This is a genomic window from Pseudomonas sp. N040, from assembly GCF_015637705.1.
In the GTDB taxonomy this organism is placed as follows: Bacteria; Pseudomonadota; Gammaproteobacteria; order Pseudomonadales; family Pseudomonadaceae; genus Aquipseudomonas.
This window is the reverse complement of sequence record NZ_JADOBE010000008.1, coordinates 1-21,883: the sequence shown is the minus strand read 5'-3', so window position 1 is coordinate 21,883 and position 21,883 is coordinate 1. Positions and strand designations below refer to the sequence as shown.

34 protein-coding genes are annotated in these 21,883 nt (G+C 57.4%); 1 reads left to right on the top strand and 33 read right to left on the bottom strand.

Features of this window, described 5'->3' with window-relative positions; genetic code table 11:
* Nucleotides 1–64 precede the first annotated feature (64 nt).
* The 4 genes from ISX93_RS12520 to ISX93_RS12505 are packed head-to-tail and all read right to left on the bottom strand — an operon-like array spanning nt 65 to nt 3,788.
* Nucleotides 65–994, bottom strand: a complete 930-nt coding sequence (locus tag ISX93_RS12520; RefSeq protein ID WP_195779069.1) for an NAD-dependent epimerase/dehydratase family protein — start codon at nt 992–994, stop codon at nt 65–67.
* Nucleotides 987–1,871: a sugar nucleotide-binding protein gene (locus ISX93_RS12515; RefSeq protein ID WP_195779068.1), complete on the bottom strand. Its 885-nt coding sequence runs from the start codon at nt 1,869–1,871 to the stop codon at nt 987–989. The genes ISX93_RS12520 and ISX93_RS12515 overlap by 8 nt, the downstream gene beginning before the upstream one ends.
* A 26-nt stretch (nt 1,872–1,897) precedes the next feature.
* Nucleotides 1,898–2,383: a single-stranded DNA-binding protein gene (locus ISX93_RS12510; RefSeq protein ID WP_195779067.1), complete on the bottom strand. Its 486-nt coding sequence runs from the start codon at nt 2,381–2,383 to the stop codon at nt 1,898–1,900.
* A 10-nt stretch (nt 2,384–2,393) separates the two neighbouring features.
* On the bottom strand, nt 2,394–3,788 hold the full coding sequence (locus tag ISX93_RS12505) for an MFS transporter (RefSeq protein ID WP_195779066.1): 1,395 nt from the start codon (nt 3,786–3,788) through the stop codon (nt 2,394–2,396).
* 125 nt (nt 3,789–3,913) lie between these two features.
* Here ISX93_RS12505 and uvrA point away from each other — a divergent pair, with 125 nt between their 5' ends.
* Nucleotides 3,914–6,748 (top strand): excinuclease ABC subunit UvrA, encoded by a 2,835-nt coding sequence (gene uvrA, locus ISX93_RS12500; protein ID WP_195779065.1) that lies wholly within the window; start codon nt 3,914–3,916, stop codon nt 6,746–6,748.
* Nucleotides 6,749–6,864: 116 nt separating this feature from the next.
* On the opposite strand, the gene rplQ is transcribed toward uvrA, so the two are convergent.
* The 29 genes from rplQ to tuf all read right to left on the bottom strand — a co-directional run.
* Complete coding sequence (rplQ, locus tag ISX93_RS12495) at nt 6,865–7,251, bottom strand: 50S ribosomal protein L17 (RefSeq protein WP_195779064.1); 387 nt, start codon at nt 7,249–7,251, stop codon at nt 6,865–6,867.
* Nucleotides 7,252–7,296: 45 nt separating this feature from the next.
* Complete coding sequence (locus ISX93_RS12490) at nt 7,297–8,298, bottom strand: DNA-directed RNA polymerase subunit alpha (RefSeq protein WP_195779063.1); 1,002 nt, start codon at nt 8,296–8,298, stop codon at nt 7,297–7,299.
* Between the two features lie 22 nt (nt 8,299–8,320).
* Nucleotides 8,321–8,941 (bottom strand): 30S ribosomal protein S4, encoded by a 621-nt coding sequence (gene rpsD, locus ISX93_RS12485; protein WP_195779062.1) that lies wholly within the window; start codon nt 8,939–8,941, stop codon nt 8,321–8,323.
* 16 nt (nt 8,942–8,957) lie between these two features.
* On the bottom strand, nt 8,958–9,347 hold the full coding sequence (gene rpsK, locus ISX93_RS12480; RefSeq protein ID WP_195779061.1) for a 30S ribosomal protein S11: 390 nt from the start codon (nt 9,345–9,347) through the stop codon (nt 8,958–8,960).
* Between the two features lie 30 nt (nt 9,348–9,377).
* Nucleotides 9,378–9,734 (bottom strand): 30S ribosomal protein S13, encoded by a 357-nt coding sequence (gene rpsM / locus ISX93_RS12475; RefSeq protein ID WP_195779060.1) that lies wholly within the window; start codon nt 9,732–9,734, stop codon nt 9,378–9,380.
* A gap of 131 nt (nt 9,735–9,865) precedes the next feature.
* Nucleotides 9,866–9,982 carry a 50S ribosomal protein L36 gene (gene rpmJ, locus ISX93_RS12470; RefSeq protein ID WP_195779059.1) on the bottom strand — a complete coding sequence of 39 codons (117 nt, stop codon included), beginning with the start codon at nt 9,980–9,982 and terminating at the stop codon, nt 9,866–9,868.
* Between the two features lie 30 nt (nt 9,983–10,012).
* Complete coding sequence (gene secY / locus ISX93_RS12465) at nt 10,013–11,341, bottom strand: preprotein translocase subunit SecY (RefSeq protein WP_195779058.1); 1,329 nt, start codon at nt 11,339–11,341, stop codon at nt 10,013–10,015.
* Nucleotides 11,342–11,776 carry a 50S ribosomal protein L15 gene (gene rplO / locus ISX93_RS12460; RefSeq protein WP_195779057.1) on the bottom strand — a complete coding sequence of 145 codons (435 nt, stop codon included), beginning with the start codon at nt 11,774–11,776 and terminating at the stop codon, nt 11,342–11,344.
* A 3-nt stretch (nt 11,777–11,779) separates the two neighbouring features.
* On the bottom strand, nt 11,780–11,959 hold the full coding sequence (gene rpmD / locus ISX93_RS12455; RefSeq protein ID WP_195779056.1) for a 50S ribosomal protein L30: 180 nt from the start codon (nt 11,957–11,959) through the stop codon (nt 11,780–11,782).
* 2 nt (nt 11,960–11,961) lie between these two features.
* On the bottom strand, nt 11,962–12,462 hold the full coding sequence (rpsE, locus tag ISX93_RS12450; protein WP_195779055.1) for a 30S ribosomal protein S5: 501 nt from the start codon (nt 12,460–12,462) through the stop codon (nt 11,962–11,964).
* A gap of 3 nt (nt 12,463–12,465) precedes the next feature.
* Complete coding sequence (rplR, locus tag ISX93_RS12445) at nt 12,466–12,816, bottom strand: 50S ribosomal protein L18 (protein ID WP_195779054.1); 351 nt, start codon at nt 12,814–12,816, stop codon at nt 12,466–12,468.
* A 10-nt stretch (nt 12,817–12,826) separates the two neighbouring features.
* Nucleotides 12,827–13,360, bottom strand: a complete 534-nt coding sequence (rplF, locus tag ISX93_RS12440; protein WP_195779053.1) for a 50S ribosomal protein L6 — start codon at nt 13,358–13,360, stop codon at nt 12,827–12,829.
* A gap of 12 nt (nt 13,361–13,372) precedes the next feature.
* Nucleotides 13,373–13,765 (bottom strand): 30S ribosomal protein S8, encoded by a 393-nt coding sequence (gene rpsH, locus ISX93_RS12435; RefSeq protein ID WP_195779052.1) that lies wholly within the window; start codon nt 13,763–13,765, stop codon nt 13,373–13,375.
* A gap of 187 nt (nt 13,766–13,952) precedes the next feature.
* Nucleotides 13,953–14,258: a 30S ribosomal protein S14 gene (gene rpsN / locus ISX93_RS12430; RefSeq protein ID WP_195779051.1), complete on the bottom strand. Its 306-nt coding sequence runs from the start codon at nt 14,256–14,258 to the stop codon at nt 13,953–13,955.
* A gap of 13 nt (nt 14,259–14,271) precedes the next feature.
* Nucleotides 14,272–14,811, bottom strand: coding sequence for a 50S ribosomal protein L5 (gene rplE, locus ISX93_RS12425; protein ID WP_195779050.1), 540 nt, complete (start codon nt 14,809–14,811; stop codon nt 14,272–14,274).
* Nucleotides 14,812–14,831: 20 nt separating this feature from the next.
* Nucleotides 14,832–15,146 carry a 50S ribosomal protein L24 gene (gene rplX / locus ISX93_RS12420; RefSeq protein ID WP_195779049.1) on the bottom strand — a complete coding sequence of 105 codons (315 nt, stop codon included), beginning with the start codon at nt 15,144–15,146 and terminating at the stop codon, nt 14,832–14,834.
* 12 nt (nt 15,147–15,158) lie between these two features.
* Nucleotides 15,159–15,527, bottom strand: a complete 369-nt coding sequence (gene rplN / locus ISX93_RS12415) for a 50S ribosomal protein L14 (protein WP_003289207.1) — start codon at nt 15,525–15,527, stop codon at nt 15,159–15,161.
* A gap of 11 nt (nt 15,528–15,538) precedes the next feature.
* Nucleotides 15,539–15,805, bottom strand: a complete 267-nt coding sequence (gene rpsQ / locus ISX93_RS12410; protein ID WP_195779048.1) for a 30S ribosomal protein S17 — start codon at nt 15,803–15,805, stop codon at nt 15,539–15,541.
* A 2-nt stretch (nt 15,806–15,807) separates the two neighbouring features.
* The gene (gene rpmC / locus ISX93_RS12405; RefSeq protein ID WP_195779047.1) at nt 15,808–15,999 is read right to left on the bottom strand and encodes a 50S ribosomal protein L29; all 192 of its coding nucleotides are present in this window, start codon (nt 15,997–15,999) and stop codon (nt 15,808–15,810) included.
* Nucleotides 15,999–16,412: a 50S ribosomal protein L16 gene (gene rplP, locus ISX93_RS12400; protein WP_195779046.1), complete on the bottom strand. Its 414-nt coding sequence runs from the start codon at nt 16,410–16,412 to the stop codon at nt 15,999–16,001. The genes rpmC and rplP overlap by 1 nt, the downstream gene beginning before the upstream one ends.
* Nucleotides 16,413–16,424: 12 nt before the next feature.
* Nucleotides 16,425–17,111, bottom strand: coding sequence for a 30S ribosomal protein S3 (rpsC, locus tag ISX93_RS12395; protein WP_195779045.1), 687 nt, complete (start codon nt 17,109–17,111; stop codon nt 16,425–16,427).
* Between the two features lie 13 nt (nt 17,112–17,124).
* The gene (gene rplV / locus ISX93_RS12390) at nt 17,125–17,457 is read right to left on the bottom strand and encodes a 50S ribosomal protein L22 (protein ID WP_131182241.1); all 333 of its coding nucleotides are present in this window, start codon (nt 17,455–17,457) and stop codon (nt 17,125–17,127) included.
* Between the two features lie 11 nt (nt 17,458–17,468).
* Nucleotides 17,469–17,744, bottom strand: a complete 276-nt coding sequence (gene rpsS, locus ISX93_RS12385) for a 30S ribosomal protein S19 (protein ID WP_195779044.1) — start codon at nt 17,742–17,744, stop codon at nt 17,469–17,471.
* A gap of 16 nt (nt 17,745–17,760) precedes the next feature.
* A complete protein-coding gene (rplB, locus tag ISX93_RS12380) occupies nt 17,761–18,585 on the bottom strand; it encodes a 50S ribosomal protein L2 (RefSeq protein ID WP_195779043.1) in 825 nt (274 codons plus the stop codon).
* Between the two features lie 11 nt (nt 18,586–18,596).
* Entirely contained in the window at nt 18,597–18,896 is a 300-nt protein-coding gene (gene rplW / locus ISX93_RS12375; RefSeq protein ID WP_195779042.1) for a 50S ribosomal protein L23, read from the bottom strand.
* Nucleotides 18,893–19,495, bottom strand: coding sequence for a 50S ribosomal protein L4 (gene rplD / locus ISX93_RS12370; protein ID WP_195779041.1), 603 nt, complete (start codon nt 19,493–19,495; stop codon nt 18,893–18,895). The genes rplW and rplD overlap by 4 nt, the downstream gene beginning before the upstream one ends.
* 14 nt (nt 19,496–19,509) lie before the next feature.
* Entirely contained in the window at nt 19,510–20,145 is a 636-nt protein-coding gene (gene rplC / locus ISX93_RS12365) for a 50S ribosomal protein L3 (protein ID WP_195779040.1), read from the bottom strand.
* A gap of 83 nt (nt 20,146–20,228) precedes the next feature.
* On the bottom strand, nt 20,229–20,540 hold the full coding sequence (gene rpsJ / locus ISX93_RS12360; RefSeq protein WP_195779039.1) for a 30S ribosomal protein S10: 312 nt from the start codon (nt 20,538–20,540) through the stop codon (nt 20,229–20,231).
* A 150-nt stretch (nt 20,541–20,690) separates the two neighbouring features.
* A partial coding sequence (gene tuf / locus ISX93_RS12355; protein WP_195779038.1) for an elongation factor Tu occupies nt 20,691–21,883 on the bottom strand: 1,193 nt, incomplete at its 5' end.

The window sequence follows — 21,883 nt, the reverse complement described above, 5'->3', positions numbered from 1 at the left end:
ACAGGCTTCATCGCACAGGCGCCGCAAGGCGCCTGTTGCGTTTCTGGCCTGGGAAAATGTGCGCTCAGTGCGCCAGCAGTTGCTGCAGACCAGCGGTCAGGGTGGTCGGCTCCGGCAGCTGGAAGCGTTGCAACAGGCGACGGTTATCCGCCCGGGAATGGCGGATGTCGCCTGGACGGGCAGCCACATGACTGACCGGCGGCAAGCGGCCGAGAAGACTTTCGATGGCCGCCAGCAATTGCAGCAGGCTGGTTGCCCGGTTCAGGCCAACATTGACTGCGCCAGCCTCCACCTGCGGCCTGAGCAGTGCCTGCAGCAGCACCGCCACCAGGTCGGCGACATAGACAAAATCCCGGGTCTGCTCGCCATCCCCGAACAGCGTGATCGGCAACCCGGCCTGCGCCCGCTCGGTGAAAATGCTGATAACCCCGGAATAGGGTGAAGACGGATCCTGACGCGGGCCGAAGATGTTGAAGAAACGAAACACTGCAGGCTCCAGGCCATGCTGGCGCCGATAGAAATCCAGGTAGTGCTCACTGGCCAGCTTGTCGGCGGCATAGGGGGTCAGCGGCGCCAGCGGAGTGGCCTCGTCAATCGCCACGCCTTCGCCATTGTTGCCATAGACCGCAGCGCTGGAGGCGAACAGCACCCGTTTCACGCCGTGCTGACGCATGGCTTCGCAGACATTCAGGGTGCCGATGAAGTTGCTCTGGTGGGTCGCCACCGGATCATCCACCGATGCCTGTACCGAAGCCACCGCCGCCAGGTGCGCCACCGCGCGGCAACCGGCCACGGCCCTGGCGACCAGCGCGCCATCCGCCACGTCGCCCTCGATCAGCTCAAACCGCGGATCGTGCAGTGGCACATTGCTGCGTTTGCCTGTCGACAGATTGTCCAGCACGCGCACCCGCAGCCCTTGCGCCAGCAACGCATCAGCAAGGTGGGAGCCGATGAAGCCGGCGCCCCCGGTGATCAGCACAGGTGCGTCAGACATGACGGTAGTACCGTTCGATCAGGCTGTGCAGGCCGCTGCGCCAGGCCCGCGGCTTGACGCCAAAGGTGTGCAGGATCTTCTTGCAGGCCAGCACCGCATATTGCGGCTCGTCTTCGATATCGGGGCGCTCGGCATGCGCTTGCGCCAGCACCGTCTCAACCCGGATCGCGCCCAGGGTGCGCGCCTCTGCCAGAATACTCTCGCCCAGCACCAGCGGCGTGGTGGTTTCCTGGCCGCCATAGTGGTAGGTGCCCCACAAGGGGGCCTGGCAATCCAGTTGTTTGAGCACCGCCAGAATCACCCGCGCAGCATCATCGACCAGCGTCGGGTTGCCGCGCCGGTCATCCGCCAGGCGCAACTCGCCAACTTCGGCTGATCGACGCAAGAAGCGATCCAGCGCACCGCCGGGGCTGTCATCGAGCAACCAGCCAAAGCGCAGCAGCACATGCCGGGGGCACATGGCACGCACGCCCTGCTCGATCTGTAGCAGGGCCTTGCCCCGCGCACCTGCCGGAACCGGCTCATCTTTCTCGCTATAGGCGGTTGCCCGCGCCCCGTCGAACACGCGGTAACTCGAGGGCTGCAGCAAAATGGCCCCCAAGTGATCACACAATCCGGCCAGCCGCTCGACGGCGCGCTGCTGCGCGGCAAACCGCGCGTTATCAATGTTTTCGCTCTGGAACCAGTCGAAGTAATAGGCCAGATTGACCACCGCGTCAGGACGCGTCTCGTCCAGCAATTGCGTCAGGCTGGCCGCATCCCAGCCACCCTCGGGCGGGCGCGGCGCCAGGAAGTTGATACCTTCCTCGGCGCCCTGCCGGATCAGGGATTGCCCCAAGGCACTCCCTCCTCCCAACAGCAGCAAACGCATATGCATGTGCAGTCAATCCGAGGCCGGCGGGTTTAGAACGGAATGTCGTCGTCGAAGCTGTCGTAGTCAGCCGCCGGTTGCGCGGCTGCGGGCTGGGCCGCAGGACGCGAATCGTTCTGCGCCGGACGCGGGGTTGCCGCAGGGCGAGCAGCACGCGGGGCCTGATCGCCATCACCACGACCACCCAGCAACTGCATGGTGCCACCCATATCTACCACGATCTCGGTGGTATAGCGCTTGACGCCATCCTTTTCCCACTCGCGGGTCTGCAGGCGCCCCTCGACGTAGCACTGCGAGCCCTTGCGCAGGTATTCGCCGGCGATCTCCGCAACCTTGCCGAAGAACACCACGCGGTGCCATTCCGTGCGTTCCTGCTGCTGGCCAGTCTGCTTGTCTTTCCAGCTGTCCGTCGTGGCAAGGGTGATATTGGTCACCGCATTGCCATTGGGCAGGTAACGGGTTTCTGGATCACCGCCGACATTACCGATCAGAATGACTTTGTTAACCCCACGGGCCATTTGCGTTCTCCTAGGCTGATTGCGTAACCGGCGCGTCTTCGAGCTCCCGCTCAAGCAATGCACGGTCCAGTTGCTGGGTGTCTATCTTGATATACAACGCCGCTTCCTCGGCAACCACGATGGCGTCGGTAACGCCGGGAATGGCCAGAAGGCGCGCGCTCAAGCCAGTATCTGCCAGCGCCCCGGCACTCAATGCTCGGCGCAGGCTGGTCACATACGGCGGTTCGCGCATAGTAGCAGCAAAGCCCAGCCAGAAAAGCGCGAGCACTGCGCAACCGGCGAAAACCGCAGCCTGACCGCCGAGTTGATAGAGCCAGCCGCCCAGCATGCCGCCGGCGGCGGCGCCAAGAAACTGGCTGGTCGAATAAATGCCCATGGCCGTGCCTTTGCCACCCGCCGGCGCGACCTTGCTCACCAGCGACGGCAGGGACGCCTCCAGCAGGTTGAACGCGGTAAAGAACAGGACATTGCCTACCACCAGCGCACGCAGGCTGTGGCCGAACTGCCAGAAAAACAGCTCGCAGAGCAGCAACATGCCCACCGCTCCGGCCAGCACACGCTTCATCTGCCGGCGCTTCTCGGCATAGATGATGAATGGCACCATGCCGAAAAAGCCGACCAGCAGGGCGGTCAGATACACCCACCAGTGCTGCTCCTTGGGCAGCTCGCCAAACTCGACCAGGGCCAGCGGCAAGGCAACGAAGCTGGCCATCAGAATCGCGTGCAGCACGCCAATACCAATGTTCAACCGCAACAGTTCGGGATTGCGCAGGGTTATTCGCAGCGACTCGCGGGCCACGCTGGACTCCCGGTGCGCCAGCGTCTTCGAGGCGCGCGGGACGATCAGCAGCACGATCAGCAGGCCCAGCAAGGCCATGCCGGCGGTCACCCAGAACAACCCGGACAGACCGAACGCGCTGGTCAGCAAGGGGCCGATGACCATGGCTACGGCAAAGGACAAGCCAATGCTCATGCCAATTACCGCCATGGCCTTGGTGCGATGCTGTTCGCGGGTCAGGTCCGAGAGCAGGGCCATGACCGCCGCCGAAATGGCTCCGGCACCCTGCAGTACCCGCCCGGCGATAACGCCCCAGATCGAGTCAGCCTCGGCTGCCAGCGCGGCGCCCGCGGCAAACACCAGCAAGCCGACGACAATCACCGGCATCCGTCCGATGCGGTCGGACAGCGTGCCAAAAGGTATCTGCAGGACTGCCTGGGTCAGCCCATATGCGCCAATGGCGACACCAATCAGAAACGGGGTAGCCCCGGCAAGTTCCTGCCCGTAGGTGGCCAACACCGGCAGCACCATGAACATGCCGAGCATACGGAACGCATAGACCAGTGCCAGGCCACCGACGGCACGCGCTTCACGAGCACTCATGTGCTCGCCGTGGAGATCTTGCATAGCCACACCCTGATGATGAAGTGGCGATTCTACCAGCCTGCAAGACGCTGTCACAGGCACGCTTTGCCGCGAAACTCGCCACGGCCGTATACTTCCCTGTTTACGCTCGCCGCCAGAGGCACGCTGTGGACAAGATACTGATTCGTGGGGCCCGCACCCATAACCTGAAGAACATCGACCTCACACTGCCACGCGATAAACTGATCGTGATTACCGGCCTCTCCGGCTCCGGTAAATCGTCCCTGGCGTTCGATACGCTGTATGCAGAAGGCCAGCGGCGCTACGTCGAATCGCTCTCGGCCTATGCCCGGCAGTTCCTGTCGATCATGGAAAAGCCCGACGTCGACACCATCGAGGGGCTGTCTCCGGCCATCTCGATTGAACAGAAATCCACGTCACACAACCCGCGCTCCACCGTCGGCACCATTACCGAGATCTACGACTACTTGCGCCTGCTCTATGCCCGCGCTGGCATCCCGCGCTGCCCGGAGCATGACCTGCCACTGGAGGCACAGACCGTCAGCCAGATGGTTGACCAGGCCCTGTCACTGCCCGAAGGCAGCAAGCTGATGCTGCTGGCGCCGATCATTCGCGAGCGCAAAGGCGAGCATCTGGCGGTCTTCGAAGAGATGCGCGCACAGGGCTTCGTCCGCGCCCGCGTCAACGGCAAGCTCTGTGAACTGGATGAACTGCCCAAGCTGGACAAGCAGAAGAAGCATTCCATCGACGTGGTGGTGGATCGCTTCAAGGTGCGTAGCGATCTCCAGCAACGCCTCGCCGAATCCTTTGAAACGGCACTGAAGCTCGCCGACGGCCTGGCCCTGATTGCCCCGATGGACGACGAAGCAGGCCAGGAAATCATCTTTTCCGCGCGCTTTGCCTGCCCGCAATGCGGGCATTCAATCAGCGAACTGGAACCCAAGCTGTTCTCCTTCAACAATCCGGCCGGGGCCTGCCCTACCTGCGACGGCTTGGGCATCAAGCAGTTCTTCGACATCAAGCGCCTGGTACACGGCGAACTCACCCTGGCCGAGGGCGCCATCCGCGGCTGGGACCGGCGCAACCTGTATTACTTCCAGATGCTCACCTCGCTGGCAGAGCACTACGGTTTCAGCCTGGAGGTCGCCTTCGACGACCTGAGCGTGTCACAACAGAAGTGCGTGCTCTACGGCTCCGGCAAGGAGAACATCGACTTCCGCTACCTGAACGATCGCGGCGATATCGTCAAACGCGCGCATCCCTTTGAGGGCATAGTGCCCAATCTGGAGCGGCGCTATCGGGAAACCGAGTCGCCGACCGTGCGCGAAGAGCTGGCGAAATTCCTCAGCACCCAGCATTGTCCGGACTGTGATGGCACGCGCTTGCGCCGCGAGGCCCGGCATGTCTGGGTGGGCGAGCGCACGCTGCCGCAAGTCACCTCGCTACCGGTCGGCGATGCCTGCGAGTACTTCAGCAGCCTCGCCCTGCCTGGCCGGCGCGGTGAAATCGCCGACAAGATCCTCAAGGAAATCCGCGAGCGCCTGCAGTTCCTGGTCAATGTCGGACTCGACTACCTGACGCTGGATCGTAGCGCCGACACCCTGTCCGGTGGCGAGGCGCAGCGAATCCGCCTGGCCAGCCAGATTGGTGCAGGCCTGGTTGGGGTGATGTATATCCTCGACGAGCCTTCCATCGGTCTGCATCAGCGTGACAATGAGCGCCTGCTCGGCACACTCACCCATCTGCGCGACATCGGCAATACGGTGATCGTGGTCGAGCATGACGAGGACGCCATCCGCCTGGCCGATTACGTGGTCGATATCGGCCCCGGCGCGGGCGTCCACGGCGGCCGGATTGTTGCTGAAGGCACACCCGATGAAGTCATGAACCATCCGGACTCCCTGACCGGCAAATACCTCTCCGGCCGTGTACGGATCCCCGTACCACGCAAGCGTACGCCCCGCGAGGCCAGCAAGACATTGCGGCTCAAGGGTGCCACGGGGAACAATCTGCGCGACGTCGACCTGGAAATCCCCACCGGATTGCTGACTTGCGTGACGGGCGTGTCAGGCTCGGGCAAGTCGACACTGATCAACAACACCCTGTTCCCGATCACGGCGACCGCACTGAATGGCGCCACCACGCTGGAAGCCGCACCTTACCGGTCGTTCGAAGGCATGCAGCATCTGGACAAGGTCGTCGATATCGACCAGAGCCCGATCGGTCGCACGCCACGCTCCAATCCGGCAACCTACACCGGGCTGTTCACCCCGATCCGCGAATTGTTTGCCGGCGTGCCAGAGGCCCGTTCGCGCGGGTACGGGCCGGGACGCTTCTCGTTCAACGTCAAGGGCGGACGCTGCGAGGCCTGCCAGGGTGATGGCGTGATCAAGGTCGAGATGCACTTCCTGCCAGACATCTACGTGGCTTGCGATGTCTGCAAGAGCAAGCGTTACAACCGCGAAACGCTGGAAGTGAAGTACAAGGGCAAGAGCATCACCGAAGTTCTGGACATGACCATCGAGGAAGCCAGGAGCTTCTTCGACGCGGTCCCGGCACTCGCCCGGAAACTGCAAACGCTGATGGATGTAGGCCTGTCCTATATCAAGCTTGGGCAAAGCGCGACAACCCTGTCCGGCGGCGAAGCGCAGCGGGTCAAGTTGTCACGCGAACTGTCCAAGCGTGACACCGGCAAAACCCTCTACATCCTCGACGAACCAACAACCGGCCTGCACTTTGCCGATATCCAGCAACTGCTCGATGTACTGCATCGCCTGCGCGATCACGGCAACACGGTAGTGGTCATCGAGCACAATCTGGACGTGATCAAGACCGCCGACTGGGTCGTCGACCTGGGGCCGGAGGGCGGCTCCAAAGGCGGGCAGATCATTGCCTGTGGTACACCCGAACAAGTGGCCGCGATGCCACAATCACACACCGGGCACTTCCTCAAACCTCTGCTTGAACAGGATCGTCAGTAACCCGCCGCGCGAGCGTTGCAAACGGCACCGCGCGGCCGACTCACGACGATTACGCCTTAGCAAACAGCGGACAACAAAAAGCCGGGCAAGCCCGGCTTTTTGACGACTCGAAAGTCTTACTCGGCAGCTTCCACCTGGCCAGTGACCGGACGGTCGACTAGCTCAACGTAGGCCATCGGCGCATTGTCACCAGCACGGAAACCGCACTTGAGGATGCGCAGATAGCCGCCATTGCGGGTGGCATAACGCTTGCCCAGATCGTTGAAAAGCTTGCCTACGGCTTCTTTTGAACGAGTCCGGTCAAACGCCAGACGACGATTGGCGACGCTGTCTTCCTTGGCCAAAGTGATCAGCGGCTCGGCAACGCGGCGCAGTTCCTTGGCTTTCGGCAGGGTGGTTTTAATCAGTTCGTGCTCGAACAGCGACACCGCCATGTTCTGAAACATGGCCTTGCGGTGTGAACTGGTCCGGCTGAGGTGACGGCCACTTTTACGATGACGCATGATTGAAATTCCTTACCAAACTTTAGGTTCGGTGATTACGGATGATCAGGCGATAGCCTTATCATCCTTCTTCAGACTTGCCGGCGGCCAGTTATCCAGGCGCATGCCGAGCGACAGACCGCGGGAGGCCAGGACGTCTTTGATTTCGGTCAGAGACTTCTTGCCCAGATTCGGCGTCTTCAACAACTCGACTTCGGTACGCTGAATCAGGTCACCGATGTAATAGATGTTTTCTGCCTTGAGGCAGTTGGCCGAACGTACGGTCAGTTCCAGATCATCCACAGGGCGCAACAGGATCGGATCGATCTCGTCTTCCGGTGCAGAAGCAACAGGCTGAATATCACCCTTGAGGTCGACGAATGCAGCCAACTGCTGTTGCAGGATGGTTGCAGCACGACGAATAGCCTCTTCAGGATCAAGAGTACCGTTGGTTTCCAGATCGATTACCAGCTTGTCCAGGTTCGTGCGCTGTTCAACGCGCGCGTTCTCGACAACATAGGCAATACGGCGAACCGGGCTGAAAGTTGCATCAAGCTGAAGACGACCAATGCTGCGCGTTTCGTCTTCTTCTGTCTGACGGGAGTCTGCCGGCTCGTAACCACGACCGCGGCAGATCTTCAGACGCATGCTCAATGCACCATTGCTGGCCAGATTGGCGATGACGTGATCGGGGTTAACGATCTCGACATCATGATCCAGCTGAATGTCTGCAGCAGTGACAACGCCCGAACCTTTCTTGACCAGATTCAGAGTCACCTCATCGCGGCCGTGCAGCTTGATGGCGAGACCTTTCAGGTTCAACAGGATCTCAATGACATCCTCTTGCACGCCTTCAATGGCACTGTACTCGTGCAGCACGCCATCAATCTCGACCTCGACTACAGCCGCACCTGGCATCGAAGACAACAGAATACGCCGAAGCGCGTTACCCAGCGTATGACCAAAACCACGCTCGAGAGGCTCGAGGGTGATCTTGGCGCGGGTCGAACTGACCACCTGAACGTCGATATGACGGGGTGTCAGGAACTCATTTACCGAACTCTGCATGGATACACCTATGTTCTAGCCCTTACTTGGAGTAGAGCTCGACAATCAGGTTTTCGTTGATGTCGGCGGACAAATCACTACGAGCCGGCACGTTCTTGAACACACCAGACTTCTTCTCGGAATCCACTTCGACCCACTCAACACGGCCGCGCTGTACACACAGATCAAGCGCCTGTGCGATACGCAGCTGATTCTTCGACTTGTCGCGAACGGCAACTACGTCACCAGGCTTGACCTGATACGAAGGGACGTTGACGGTGCTGCCGTTGACGCTGATGGTTTTGTGGGATACCAGCTGACGAGATTCAGCGCGGGTAGCGCCAAAGCCCATGCGGTAAACGACGTTGTCCAGTCGGCATTCGAGGATCTGCAGCAGGTTCTCGCCGGTAGCGCCTTTCTTACGGGCAGCTTCCTTGTAGTAACCGCTGAACTGACGCTCAAGCACACCGTAGATACGGCGAACTTTCTGCTTTTCACGCAACTGCAGACCGTAATCAGACAGACGACCACGGCGTGCGCCATGGATACCGGGAGCCGATTCGATATTGCACTTGGATTCAAGCGCGCGCGCACCACTCTTCAGAAAGAGGTCGGTGCCTTCACGACGGGACAGTTTGCATTTGGGACCAATGTAACGAGCCATCTTTCACTGTCTCCTATTACACGCGACGCTTTTTCGAAGGACGGCATCCGTTATGCGGGATGGGCGTCACATCGGTGATGCTAGCGATCTTGTAGCCGCAAGCGTTCAAAGCACGCACAGCGGATTCGCGACCCGGACCGGGGCCTTTGACGTTCACGTCGAGATTCTTGAGTCCGTATTCCAACGCAGCCTGACCGGCACGTTCAGCTGCAATCTGCGCAGCAAACGGGGTACTTTTGCGGGAACCACGGAAACCTGAACCACCGGAGGTAGCCCAAGACAGCGCATTACCTTGACGGTCAGTGATGGTCACAATGGTGTTGTTAAAAGAAGCGTGGATGTGGGCGATCCCATCAACCACTGTCTTTTTGATTTTCTTACGGGGACGAGCAGCTGGCTTAGCCATGACTTAATTCCTGTCGATTCGCGGGCGCAATTACTTGCGGATCGGCTTACGCGGGCCCTTACGGGTGCGCGCGTTAGTCTTCGTACGCTGGCCACGAACAGGCAAGCCACGACGATGACGCAGGCCGCGGTAGCAGCCAAGGTCCATCAAGCGCTTGATGTTCATGTTGATTTCACGGCGCAGATCACCCTCTGTTGTCAGCTTGGTGACTTCGCCGCGCAGCAGTTCGATCTGCTCGTCAGACAGATCCTTGATTTTCGCTGCCGGGTTTACCCCGGTAGCAGCACAGATAGTCTGTGCAGTAGTGCGACCAACACCATAGATGTAGGTCAGCGAGATAACAGTATGCTTGTTATCCGGAATGTTAACGCCTGCAATACGGGCCATTCAGTGGAACTCCAATTGACAGCTATCTACGCCCAGGAAGCCAAGAAAAGGGCGCGCGATATTAACGCTGTAATAAACAAGAATCAACCCGACAGCGCACTAGCTGTCGAGCTCAAACGCTTAACTCACACTCAGCCTTGGCGCTGCTTGTGACGCGGTTCCGCGCTGCAAATCACGCGAACAACACCTTCGCGGCGAACAATCTTGCAGTTGCGGCACATCTTCTTGACCGATGCACGAACTTTCATCAGTAACTCCTAGAACCTTACGGAACCATGTCAGCGGAGCATTCCGCTGCCGTAGCCCTTCAGGTTTGCTTTCTTCATCAGGGAATCATATTGGTGCGAAACGAGGTGCGATTGGACCTGAGACATGAAGTCCATGACAACCACAACAACGATCAGCAACGAGGTCCCGCCGAGGTAGAACGGTACGTTTGCTGCAACCACGAGGAACTGTGGCAGCAGGCATACGGCCGTCATGTACAGGGCACCGAACATGGTAAGACGAGTCAGAACGCCATCAATGTAGCGAGCCGATTGCTCACCCGGACGAATACCCGGAATAAATGCACCAGATTTCTTCAGGTTCTCTGCAACATCTTTCGGGTTGAACATCAACGCCGTATAGAAGAAGCAGAAAAAGATAATGCCGGCACTAAACAGCAGGATGTTCAGCGGCTGCCCTGGGGCAATCGACTGAGAAATATCCTGAAGCCAACCCAGACCTTCCGACTGCCCAAACCAGGAGCCAAGCGATGCGGGGAAAAGCAGAATGCTGCTGGCGAAAATCGCCGGAATCACGCCGGCCATATTCACCTTCAGCGGAAGGTGGCTGGTCTGCGCAGCAAATACCTTGCGGCCCTGCTGGCGCTTGGCGTAATGAACGGCAATTCGCCGTTGGCCACGTTCGATGAACACGACAAACCCGATAATCGCAACCGCAAGCATCCCAACCGCAACCAAGGCAAAAATGTTGATGTCGCCCTGACGGGCAGACTCGAACGATTGTCCTATGGCGCGCGGCAAGCCAGCGACGATCCCGGCAAAGATCAGCATCGAAATGCCATTTCCAACGCCGCGCTCGGTGATCTGCTCACCCAGCCACATCATGAACATGGCACCCGACACAAAGGTCGTTACAGCGACAAAATGGAAGCCAAAGTCACTGGCAAACGCAACGCCCTGGCCGGCCAGTCCGATAGACATGCCGATAGCCTGCAACAGCGCCAAGGCCAATGTGCCATAACGCGTGTACTGGCTAATCTTGTGGCGACCTGACGCCCCTTCCTTTTTCAACTGCTCCAGTTGCGGGCTGACCGCCGTCATTAACTGCATGATGATCGATGCCGAAATGTACGGCATGATCCCCAAAGCAAAGATCGACATGCGCTCGAGCGCGCCACCGGAAAACATGTTGAACAGGCTAAGGATGGTTCCCTCATTTTGCTTGAACAGTGCAGCCAGCCGATCCGGGTTGATACCTGGAACCGGGATATGCGCACCAATCCGATAGACAACTATCGCCAGCAACAGAAAACGCAGCCGCGCCCAAAGCTCGGACAGCCCACCATTGCTTAGCGAAGAGAGAGCACCTTGCTTGGCCATTTATTCCTCGAACTTACCGCCAGCTGCTTCGATAGCCGCACGCGCACCTTTGGTGGCAGCGATACCTTTAAGGGTGACCGCACGACCAACCTCACCAGACAGCATCACTTTTACACGCTGAATGTGTTGGTTGATTACGTTGGCATCCTTGAGCGACTGCAGAGTTACTACATCGCCATCCACCTTGCCCAGCTCGGACGTGCGCACTTCTGCGCGATCCATTGCCTTCAGGGAGACAAAACCAAACTTTGGCAGGCGACGGTGCAAAGGCTGCTGACCGCCCTCGAAGCCCGGAGCAATAGTGCCACCGGAGCGAGAGGTTTGACCCTTGTGGCCACGGCCACCGGTCTTGCCCAAGCCGCTACCAATACCACGGCCCGGACGATGCTTTTCACGACGGGCACCTGGCGCAGAACGCAAATCGTTCAGTTGCATGGATTAACCCTCCACACGAAGCAGATAGTAGGCCTTGTTCATCATCCCGCGATTTTCAGGAGTGTCCTGAACCTCGACAGAATGACCAATGCGCCGAAGGCCGAGACCCTTGACACAAGCCTTGTGATTAGCCAGTCGGCCACTCACGCTCTTGATGAGCGTTACTTTGACTGTATTAGCCATGATCAGAGAATCTCCTCGACACTCTTGCCACGCTTGGCCGCAATACTTTCAGGCGACTGCATGTGCTTGAGGCCCTTGAAAGTGGCATACACCACGTTCACCGGATTGGTTGAGCCATAACACTTGGCAAGTACGTTCTGCACGCCCGCCACTTCCAGGACTGCACGCATTGCACCACCAGCGATGATGCCGGTACCGTCGGATGCAGGCTGCATGTACACCTTGGACGCGCCATGACCAGACTTGATGGCGTACTGCAAGGTAGTGCCATCCAGATCAACTTGAATCATGTTGCGACGCGCTGCTTCCATTGCTTTCTGGATTGCAGCCGGAACTTCGCGCGACTTACCGCGCCCGAATCCAACACGGCCCTTGCCATCACCAACAACAGTCAACGCTGTGAAGGTGAAGATACGGCCGCCTTTAACGGTCTTAGCAACGCGGTTCACCTGAATCAGCTTCTCGATGTACCCTTCGTCGCGCTTCTGCTCGTTATTTGCCATAACTTAGAACTCCAGCCCGCCTTCACGAGCAGCATCAGCCAGCGCTTTTACGCGGCCGTGGTACTTGAAGCCAGAACGATCGAACGCCACTTGAGTGACGCCAACTGCTTTCGCACGCTCTGCCACCAATTGACCAACCTTCTTGGCCGCCTCAACGTTGCCGGTGGCAACATCACGCAGTTCTTTGTCCAAAGTCGAGGCGCTTGCCAGAACTTTGCCGCCGTCGGCCGAAATGACCTGGGCGTACATGTGCTGCGAAGAGCGGTACACACAGAGGCGTACGGCTTGCAGCTCGTGCATTTTCAGGCGTGCCTTGCGAGCACGACGCAGACGAGTTTCTTTCTTTACGCTCATTTGCTATGCCCTACTTCTTCTTAGCTTCTTTACGGCGCACGACTTCATCCGAGTAACGGACGCCTTTGCCTTTATAAGGCTCTGGCGGACGGAAATCGCGGATCTCGGCAGCCACTTGACCAACCAGTTGCTTGTCGATGCCCTTGATCAGGATATCGGTCTGGCTTGGCGTTTCAGCGGTTACACCCTGCGGCAACTCATAATCAACAGGGTGCGAGAAACCCAGAGCAAGTGACAGCACCTGACCCTTGGCTTGCGCCTTGTATCCAACACCAACCAGCTGGAGCTTGCGCTCAAAGCCCTGGCTGACGCCGAGTACCATGTTGTTTACGAGTGCTCGGGTGGTTCCGGCCATTGCACGGTTTTGCACATCGCCATTGCGGGCAGCAAAACGCAGCTCACCAGAGTCCTGGATCACTTCAACAGACGGATGAACATTCAGTTCGAGAGCACCTTTGGAGCCCTTTACCGAAAGCTGCTGGCCAGCAATGTTGATTTCAACACCAGCGGGCAGCTTGACGGGGTTTTTAGCAACGCGAGACATGCTTACTCCCCCTTAGAACACTGTGCAAAGCACTTCGCCACCAACGCCAGCAGCGCGGGCCGAACGATCGGTCATCACACCCTTGTTGGTGGAGACAATCGAAACACCCAGACCACCACGAACTTTCGGTAGCTGATCGACGGATTTGTACTGGCGCAAGCCAGGACGACTGACGCGCTTAATTTCTTCAATGACCGGACGGCCTTCAAAATACTTAAGCTCGATGGACAGCAGCGGCTTGGCTTCGCTGGTCACTTGGTATCCCGAAATATAACCCTCGTTCCTCAGAACGCTGGCTACAGCCACCTTCAGCTTGGAAGACGGCATGCTTACGACGGACTTTTCAGCCATCTGGGCATTACGGATACGAGTTAGCATGTCCGCTAACGGGTCCTGCATACTCATGGGCTAGGTGCTCCTGATAAATAATGACCTTACGGTCCCATTCGCCAACTAACAGGCTCGGAAATAGCCAGAGCCCGGCGAGCCGGCGATTCTAGTCAATAACTGAAAATGAATCAAGCCCCAATAAGGGGCTTGATTCATTAATGCGCGCCATAGCGACGGTTAACCCGCCGCCAGACCGTCGCCGTTACCAGCTGGCCTTCACCAAGCCTGGAACGTCGCCACGCATTGCCGCTTCACGCAGCTTGTTCCGGCCGAGGCCGAACTTGCGATACACACCATGCGGACGACCGGTAATACGGCAACGATTACGCAGACGCGATTTGCTTGCATCACGCGGCTGCTTCTGCAGTGCTACCTGAGCTTCCCAACGCGCTTCCGGAGTGGAATTCGGATTGGCGATGGTAGCTTTCAGCTCGGCACGCTTCTTAGCGTACTTGGCTACCGTGAGCTGACGCTTAAGCTCGCGGTTTTTCATGCTCATTTTGGCCATGTGCCTACTCCAATCAGTTGCGGAACGGGAATTTGAAGGCGCGCAGAAGCGCACGACCTTCATCATCGTTACGGGCAGTGGTGGTCAGGGTAATGTCCAGACCGCGCAATGCATCGATTTTGTCGTAATCGATTTCCGGGAAGATGATCTGCTCTTTCACGCCCATGCTGTAGTTGCCACGACCATCGAAGGATTTGGCATTCAACCCGCGGAAGTCACGCACTCGCGGCAGGGAGATCGACAACAGGCGATCCAGGAACTCATACATACGATCACGGCGCAGAGTAACCTTTACGCCAATCGGCCAACCTTCACGTACCTTGAAGCCTGCAATCGACTTGCGAGCGTAGGTCACAACGGCTTTCTGACCGGTGATCTTTTCGATATCAGCAACCGCATGTTCGATAATTTTCTTATCGCCAATAGCTTCGCCAATACCCATGTTCAAAGTAATTTTGGTAACGCGCGGAACTTCCATCACGTTTGCCAGCTGGAGTTCTTCCTTCAGCTTGGGCGCGAGTTCTTTCCGGTAAATCTCTTTTAGTCGTGCCATGGTGTTCTACCTAGCAGTGCTCAAGCATCAACCGGCTTTTGGGTCGACTTGAAGACACGAATTTTTTTGCCTTCTTCTACTTTGAAACCAACACGATCAGCCTTGTTGGTTGCACCATTGAAGATGGCGACGTTAGAGACGTGCAATGGCGCCTCTTTCTCGACGATACCGCCTTGTACGCCAGACATCGGGTTAGGCTTGGTATGACGCTTGACGATGTTAATCCCACCCACGACCAGACGGTCGTCAGCGAGCACCTTCAGCACCTTACCGCGCTTGCCTTTGTCCTTGCCGGCGATGACGATGATCTCGTCGTCACGACGAATCTTTTGCATGACGGCTTCTCCTTACAGCACTTCAGGGGCGAGCGATACGATCTTCATGAACTTCTCAGAGCGAAGTTCACGAGTCACCGGCCCGAAAATGCGGGTACCGATCGGCTCTTGCTTGTTGTTCAACAGAACAGCAGCGTTACCGTCGAAACGGATGATCGAGCCGTCCGGGCGACGGACGCCGTGCCTGGTACGGACCACAACTGCGGTCATTACCTGACCTTTCTTAACTTTACCGCGAGGAATCGCTTCCTTGACAGTTACCTTGATGATGTCACCAATGCCGGCATAGCGGCGATGGGAACCACCCAGGACTTTGATACACATGACACGGCGTGCACCGCTGTTATCGGCCACATCGAGCATGGATTGAGTCTGAATCATGGTTTCTCACCTCAAACTTCAACAGCGCGCTCGACGACTTCAACCAAGGCCCAAGCCTTAGTCTTAGCCAGCGGACGGGTCTCGCGAATGGTGACAAGGTCACCAATGCGGCACTGGTTGCTTTCGTCGTGTGCGTGCAACTTGGTCGAACGCTTGACGTACTTACCGTAGATCGGGTGCTTAACGCGACGCTCGATCATTACGGTGATGGTTTTGTCCATTTTGTCGCTGACCACACGGCCTGTCAGCGTCCGGACGGTTATCTGAGCTTCACCCATAATCACTTACCTGCCTGCTGGTTGAGCACAGTCTTCACGCGAGCAATGTCGCGCTTAACTTGCAAGAGCAGGTGAGACTGCCCCAACTGGCCAGTTGCCTTCTGCATACGCAGATTGAACTGGTCGCGCAGAAGACCGAGCAACTGCTCGTTCAATTGCTGCGCTGATTTACCACGAAGTTCATTCGCTTTCATCACATCACCGTCCGCTTAACAAAGGAGGTGGCGAGAGGCAGCTTCGCAGCAGCCAGAGCAAATGCTTCACGCGCCAGCTCTTCGGAAACACCCTCGATCTCGTAGAGGACCTTGCCCGGCTGAATCTGGGCTACCCAGTACTCAACGCTACCCTTACCTTTACCCATACGAACTTCGAGCGGCTTCTTGGTAACAGGCTTGTCCGGGAATACGCGAATCCAGATCTTGCCGCCACGCTTTACGTGACGCGTCAGCGCACGACGCGCCGACTCAATCTGCCGCGCAGTCAGGCGACCACGAGCAACAGCTTTCAAGGCGAACTCGCCGAAGCTGACTTTGCTACCGCGCTGAGCCAAGCCACGGTTGTGGCCTGTCATCTGCTTGCGGAATTTTGTACGCTTAGGTTGCAACATTTTGCGTACTCCTTACTTGGCAGCTTTCTTACGAGGCGCAGGTGCCTGAGGCTTCAGCTCTTCACGCAGGCCACCAATGACCTCGCCCTTGAAGATCCAAACCTTCACACCGATCACACCATAAGTGGTGTGAGCTTCGTAAGTTGCATAGTCAATGTCTGCACGCAGAGTGTGCAAAGGTACACGACCTTCGCGATACCACTCAGTACGGGCAATTTCAGCACCGCCAAGACGACCGCTTACCTGGATCTTGATGCCCTTGGCACCAATACGCATCGCGTTCTGCACGGCACGCTTCATGGCGCGACGAAACATTACACGGCGTTCCAGCTGCTGAGCTACGCTCTGTGCAACCAGCAGACCGTCGAGTTCCGGCTTGCGGATCTCTTCGATGTTGATGTGCACAGGCACACCCATTTGCTTGGTCAGGTCCTGACGCAGCTTCTCAACATCCTCACCTTTCTTCCCAATCACGATACCTGGGCGAGCAGTGTGGATGGTGATCCGTGCGGTTTGAGCCGGGCGAGCAATGTCGATACGGCTTATGGACGCGCTTTTTAATTTGTCTTGGAGATACTCTCGCACCATCAGATCTGCGTACAAATAGTCCGCATAAGTCCGACCGCTGGCATACCAGACGGAGGTGTGATCCTTGACGATTCCCAGGCGTATGCCAGTGGGATTTACTTTCTGACCCATCTGTTCGACTCCGTTACTTGTCCGCAACCTTGACAGTAATATGGCAAGACCGCTTGACGATGCGATCAGCGCGGCCTTTGGCACGCGGCATGATTCGCTTCAGCGAACGCCCCTCGTTTACGAAGACTGTGGAGACCTTGAGATCATCCACATCTGCGCCTTCGTTGTGCTCAGCGTTGGCCACAGCCGACTCCAGCACTTTCTTGATAATCTCGGCGGCTTTCTTACTGCTGAAAGCCAGGAGATTGAGCGCTTCGCCCACCCTCTTCCCGCGGATCTGGTCTGCGACCAAGCGGGCTTTCTGGGCAGATATGCGAGCGCCCGACAACTTAGCGGCTACTTCCATTTCCTAACCCCTTAACGCTTGGCTTTCTTGTCCGCAGCGTGCCCACGATAAGTGCGGGTAGCAGCGAACTCGCCGAGTTTGTGGCCGACCATGTCTTCGTTCACCAGAACCGGGACATGTTGACGACCGTTATGCACGGCGATGGTCAGACCGACCATCTGCGGCAGAATCATGGAACGACGCGACCAGGTTTTAACCGGCTTGCGATCATTCTTTTCCACCGCAATTTCGACCTTCTTCATTAGGTGAAGATCAATAAACGGACCTTTTTTCAGAGAACGCGGCACTGTCGTATCCCTCTATTTACTTGCGGCGACGAACGATCATGTTATCGGTACGCTTGTTAGCACGGGTCTTCGCACCCTTGGTTGGGAAGCCCCATGGCGATACCGGATGACGTCCACCAGAGGTACGGCCTTCACCACCACCATGCGGGTGATCGACCGGGTTCATTGCCACACCGCGAACGGTTGGCCGAACACCACGCCAGCGCTTGGCACCAGCTTTACCCAGCGAACGCAGGCTGTGCTCGGAGTTCGAGACTTCGCCCAAGGTCGCACGGCATTCAGCTAGAACTTTACGCATTTCCCCAGAACGCAGACGCAGGGTCACATACGCACCCTCGCGAGCGACCAGCTGAGCCGAAGCACCAGCCGAACGAGCAATCTGAGCACCTTTGCCAGGCTTCAGCTCGATACCGTGAACGGTCGAACCAACCGGGATACTGCGCAACGACATGCTGTTACCAGCCTTGATCGGGGCAGCTGTACCAGCGATCAGCTGATCGCCAGCGCTTACACCTTTAGGAGCAATGATGTAGCGGCGCTCACCGTCTGCATACATTAGCAATGCAATGTGTGCGGTACGGTTCGGGTCATATTCAATACGCTCGACAGTGGCGGGAATGCCATCTTTGTCGTTGCGGCGGAAATCGACCAGCCGATAATGCTGCTTGTGACCACCACCAATATGCCGCGTAGTAATACGGCCATTGTTGTTACGACCGCCAGTCTTCGACTTTTTCTCGAGCAGCGGGGCGTAAGGTGCGCCCTTGTGCAGGTCCTTGGTGACCACCTTGACCACAAAACGGCGGCCAGCGGAAGTCGGTTTGCATTTAACGATTGCCATGATGCACCCCTTTACTCAGCGCTGCTGGCGAAATCGAGATCTTGACCCGGCTGGAGAGCGATGTACGCCTTCTTCCAATCGTTACGCTTGCCCAGGCCGCGAGCAGTGCGCTTGGTCTTGCCCTTGACATTCAAGGTGCAAACACCAGCGACTTTCACGCTGAACAGGCTTTCTACGGCCTTCTTGATTTCCAGCTTGGTTGCATCAGTAGCAACCTTGAAAACGAATTGGCTCTTGCCGTCAGCCAGCACGGTAGCCTTCTCGGAAACGTGCGGACCAAGCAGCACTTTGAATACGCGTTCCTGGTTCATGCCAGCAGCTCCTCAAATTTCTTCACGGCGGACACGGTGACCAGCACCTTGTCGTAGGCGATCAGGCTGACTGGATCCGAACCCTGCACATCACGAACATCTACGTGCGGCAGATTGCGCGCAGCCAAGTAAAGATTTTGATCGATGGCATCAGAAACAATCAGCACATCAGTCAGACCCATACCATCAAGCTTGCCCAGAAGCGCCTTAGTCTTTGGCGACTCAACGGCGAAGTCCTGCACAACAACCAGACGACCAGTACGCGCCAGTTCGGCAAGAATGGAACGCATCGCAGCGCGATACATCTTCTTGTTCAGCTTTTGCTCGTGATCTTGCGGGCGAGCAGCGAACGTTGCACCACCACCGCGCCAGATGGGGCTACGGATGGTGCCTGCACGAGCGCGACCAGTACCCTTTTGACGCCATGGCTTCTTGCCACCACCACGCACATCGGAACGATTCTTTTGCTGCTTGCTGCCCTGACGACCGCCGGCCATATAGGCGACTACCGCCTGGTGAACCAGCGTCTCATTGAACTCGCCGCCAAAAGTACGCTCGCAGACTTCAATAGCCGGAGCGCCATTTACATTAAGTTGCATCTCAGCTTCCTCTCTTAACCGCGAGCCTTGGCTGCCGGACGCACAACCACATCGCTACCGGTTGCGCCAGGAACGGCACCCTTAACCAGCAACAGATTGCGTTCTGCATCGACGCGCACAACTTCCAGGGACTGAACCGTCACACGCCTATCGCCCATGTGGCCGGACATTTTCTTGCCCTTGAAGACCCGACCTGGGGTCTGGCACTGGCCAATCGAACCCGGAACGCGGTGGGAAAGGGAGTTACCGTGGGTGTTGTCTTGACCACGGAAGTTCCAGCGCTTGATGGTACCGGCAAAGCCTTTACCCTTGGACTGGCCGGTGACATCCACCAGTTGTCCAGCCTGGAACAGCTCAACTTTGACTTCATCGCCCGCCTGATAGTCGCCATCCTCAAGACGGAACTCCAGAACATTGCGACCGGCAGCCACTTTTGCTTTTGCAAAGTGACCAGCCTGCGCCTTGGTAACACGGGAAGCACGACGCTCGCCCACAGTTACCTGAATTGCACGATAGCCATCAGTTTCTTCGGACTTAAACTGGGTGACTCGATTCGGCTCGACCTCAATGACCGTAACCGGAATGGAGACACCTTCTTCGGTAAAAATGCGGGTCATGCCGCATTTACGACCGACTACACCAATAGTCATGTTGTAAACCTCTTGAGTGTACGGGGCTTTCACCCGCTATGGCCGCCCATTTCAGAGCGTTACACGACTAAGACCGCAAGGTCTTAGCCGAGGCTGATCTGCACTTCAACACCAGCTGCAAGATCAAGCTTCATCAGCGCATCGACGGTTTTGTCGGTTGGCTGAACGATATCCAGCACACGCTTGTGTGTACGTATTTCATACTGATCGCGCGCATCTTTATTGACGTGCGGAGAAATCAGTACGGTGAAACGCTCTTTGCGAGTAGGCAAAGGAATCGGCCCACGCACCTGAGCACCAGTACGCTTAGCGGTTTCCACGATTTCGTGGGTGGATTGATCAATCAGACGATGATCAAAAGCCTTCAACCGAATTCTAATTTGTTGGTTTTGCATTTGAGCTCTGACTCCAAGTTGCCATTCCCATCGCGCGCAATACGCCCGATAAAAGGAGGCGCAATTGTACGGATGCACCCTGCAGGTGTCAATCTTTGATCAGCAAATAGAAAGGGCCCCGAAGGGGCCCTTCCATCCAAGAAGATCCGATTACTCGATGATCTTGGCAACCACGCCCGCACCAACCGTACGACCGCCTTCGCGAATCGCGAAACGCAGGCCATCTTCCATGGCGATTGGCTTGATGAGGGTAACAACCATCTTGACGTTGTCGCCCGGCATTACCATCTCAACGCCCTCTGGCAGCTCGCAGCTCCCAGTAACGTCAGTGGTACGGAAGTAGAACTGCGGACGGTAGCCCTTGAAGAATGGCGTGTGACGACCACCCTCCTCCTTCGACAGCACATACACTTCGGACTCAAACTTGGTGTGCGGCTTGATGGTGCCCGGCTTGGCCAGCACCTGGCCGCGCTCGACGTCATCACGCTTGGTGCCGCGTAGCAGCACGCCACAGTTCTCGCCAGCACGACCTTCGTCCAGCAGCTTGCGGAACATCTCAACGCCAGTGCAGGTGGTCTTGGTAGTAGGACGCAGACCAACGATCTCGATCTCTTCCTGGATCTTGACGATACCGCGCTCAACACGACCAGTCACAACAGTACCGCGGCCGGAGATCGAGAAAACGTCTTCGATCGGCATCAGGAAAGGCTTGTCGATGGCGCGAACAGGCTCAGGGATGTAGCTGTCCAGGGTCTCGACGAGCTTCTTGACGGCCGTGGTGCCCATCTCGTTGTCATCCTGACCGTTCAGAGCCATCAGCGCGGAACCGATAATGATCGGGGTGTCATCGCCCGGGAAGTCATAAGTCGACAGAAGATCACGAATCTCCATTTCGACCAGCTCCAGCAGCTCAGCGTCGTCCACCATGTCCGCCTTGTTCATGAAGACGACGATGTAAGGAACGCCTACCTGGCGGGACAGCAGGATGTGCTCACGGGTTTGCGGCATCGGACCATCAGCGGCCGAGCAAACCAGGATCGCGCCGTCCATCTGAGCAGCACCGGTGATCATGTTTTTTACGTAGTCAGCGTGACCCGGGCAATCAACGTGTGCGTAGTGGCGCACGGCCGAATCGTATTCAACGTGAGCGGTGTTGATGGTGATACCACGAGCCTTCTCTTCTGGAGCGCTGTCGATCTTATCGAAGTCAACGCGAGCCGAACCGAAAACCTCGGAGCAAACACGGGTCAGAGCCGCAGTCAGAGTGGTCTTACCATGGTCAACGTGACCGATGGTACCTACGTTGACGTGCGGTTTGTTACGTTCAAATTTTTCTTTAGCCA